Below are 2,653 nucleotides of genomic sequence, written 5' to 3'. Positions count from 1 at the left end.
AGGTCAGGGCGGGCTCCACCGTGACGAGGCCGGAGGGGGCACGGGTGAGCAGGGCGATTTCGGTCACTCTGCGGCGCCCGCCGGCGTGGTCGCGTACCAGGTGGACGACCACGTCGAGGGCGGCGGCGACCTGGCTGTGGACGGCCTCGCGGGTGAGACCCGCCGCGCAGGCCAGCGCTTCGAGGCGGGGCATCACATCGGCGGCGGTGTTGGCGTGCAAGGTGCCGCAGCCTCCCTCGTGGCCGGTGTTCAAGGCTTGCAGGAGATCCGTCACCTCTTGCCCGCGTACCTCGCCCACGACGAGCCGGTCCGGCCGCATGCGCAGCGCCTGCCGTACGAGGTCGCGAAGAGTGACACCGCCAAGGCCCTCGACGTTGGGCGGGCGGGACTCCAGCCGGACGACGTGCTGATGTGTCGGGCGTAGTTCGGCCGAGTCTTCCACCAGCAGCAGTCGTTCGGCCGGATCCACCAGGGACAGCAGTGCGCTGAGCAGCGTGGTCTTGCCGCTGCCCGTGCCCCCGGTGACGAGGAACGCCAGGCGGTTGGCGACCAGGCCGGTCAGCGCGCCGACCGCCTCGTGCGGGACGGTGCCGGCCGAGACGAGGTCGGGGAGGGTGAAGGTACGCCTTGGCGGCAACCTGAGTGACAGACAGGTGCCGCCGGGCACGAGGGGCGGCAGGATCGCGTGCAGTCGCACGCCGCCCGCCAGCCGGGCATCGACGAACGGCGAGGCGTCGTCGAGCCGCCGCCCGGCCCCCGCGGCCAGGCGCTGGGCCAGCCGCCGCAGCGCCTCGTCGTCGGGGAAGCTCACCGATGTGCGACGGAGCCCGTGACCATCGTCGATCCAGATGGCGGCGGGTCCGTTGACCAGCACGTCGGTGACGTCGGGGCGAGCCAGCAGCGGTTCGAGCGGGCCTGCTCCGATCAGGTCGGCGCACAGTGCTCTCGCGACGCTGAGGACCTCCGCGTCGCCGAGGATGGCGTTTTCCGCTCTGAGGGCCACGGCCACGTGGGACGCGGTCGGCTCGGCCCCTGCGCGGGCGAGGCGTACGCGCACGGCCTCGACGAGCTCGGGGGAAACGGACTCTGCCTTCATCACACGTGCCCCCGTTCGGTTGCCCGGTCGGTGCCGTTCTCGACCAGGAAGGCATCGAGGAAGGATGTGCAGAACTGCCCCAGAGGTGTCTTGGGACTCACCGGTGGCCCATGGCCGTCGTTGATGTGTTCGCTGAGGCGCGGTTGGTCGGGCAGGGTGCCGGCGGAGGGCAGGTCCAGCGAGGATGTGATCACGGCGTCTCCGACGAGGCCGGGCCGAATGATCGCGCGGATGTCTCCGGCATGGGATCTGAGCACGCCGAGAACCTGATCGGCGGCGAGGGCGCCGCGTACGTCGGGGCGGACCAGGATCACGGTCGTGGTCGCCCGTATCAGGGCCTCGGTGGCCGCCGCGTCGAGGTGGCGCGGCAGGTCGACCACGATGAGGTCGAAGCCGCGTTTCGCCGACTCCAGCACGGATCGCATGGCCTCGGGCGGCACGGGATCGGTCACCCCGCGGTCGAAGGCCAGCACGAACAGCTCACCGAATGCCGGGAGCACGGCCTGTAGCGCGCCTGGATTGACCCTTCCTTCTCTGGCCACCAGTTCAGACCAGCGGGCACCGGTCGTGTCCTCGCCGGCCACGATGACGTCGATGCCGCCGCCGAGGGGATCGGCGTCGAGGAGCAGGGTGCGCAGACGCCGCCGCGCGGCGGCGCGGGCAAGCGCGGCCGAGAACACACTTGCCCCCACACCGCCGCTGCCGCCGACGACACAGACGACCAGACCCACCTGCACGCCGGGCTCCGTGACGTCGGCGAACTCGTCGACCAGACGGCGCTCGGCCGCGGGTAGTTCCAGGACGGCCTGCGCGCCCACGGCCACGCACCGGCGAAAGGTATCGGGGTCCACGCCTTCGCGGGTGACGAGAAGGACCCGGGAGCGCGGGGGCGGCCCGCAGGATGCGAGGGCGTCTGCCGCGTCGGCACCCACGACCACCACGGGTGCGCGGGTCCAGTACGGCCGGGCGTGCGCGGGCGAGTGGGCGACGTCGAGCTCGGTGCCGGCGGCGGCTGAGATACGGAGCAGGTCGTCGAGCAGGTCACGGTCTTCTGTGATGACCAATGGGCGGATCATGGTGGCCTCCTTCAAGAGCGGAAACCCCACGATGGGCTATGGAGGCAGGCCGGTTCGGCACCGAACGGCGTTCTGTGGATAACTCGCCATCGGCAGGAGGTCGAGGGCATGAGCCGAGGCACTGTGGCGCCAGTGGGAGTGGCAGGGCTGGCGGTGAATGGGCGCGCAGGTCCAGGTCGACCGGCCGCAACGCGACGATGGGCGGCGGAGTCCGGCGGGAAAGGCGCGTCAGTGGCGGACGGCGGACAGCGTCAATGAGGACCGCGCCATGCCGGCGGACGGCGGGGCCACCGGCAAATGTGCTACTGGGTGCTGGGGTGAGTGGGCGGCGTCCGTCGGTGAGACGCGGGATCGGCACGGGCGGGAGCCCGGCTTCGGTGGGGAGGTGCGCCAGCGACGGGCGGCGTCAGTGAGGGCCCCATGGCGTCAGCGGGCGATGGACAGCGCAGGCAAGTCAGGTAGCGGGGTGCTGGGGTGAGTG

Annotated in this window: 2 protein-coding genes; both read right to left on the bottom strand. The window is 71.7% G+C overall.

From position 1 onward, the window contains the following. The coding region (locus tag C1I98_RS37685) for a TadA family conjugal transfer-associated ATPase (RefSeq protein ID WP_111172026.1) at window positions 1-1,096 on the bottom strand (1,096 nt) is incomplete at its 3' end. Further along, on the bottom strand, window positions 1,096-2,172 hold the full coding sequence (ssd, locus tag C1I98_RS37680) for a septum site-determining protein Ssd (protein ID WP_111172027.1): 1,077 nt from the start codon (window positions 2,170-2,172) through the stop codon (window positions 1,096-1,098). The genes C1I98_RS37685 and ssd, both read right to left, overlap by 1 nt. Window positions 2,173-2,653 lie beyond the last annotated feature (481 nt).

Source organism: Spongiactinospora gelatinilytica (assembly GCF_003236385.1).
Lineage (GTDB): Bacteria > Actinomycetota > Actinomycetes > Streptosporangiales > Streptosporangiaceae > Spongiactinospora > Spongiactinospora gelatinilytica.
This window is presented reverse-complemented; position numbering and strand designations above follow the sequence as displayed.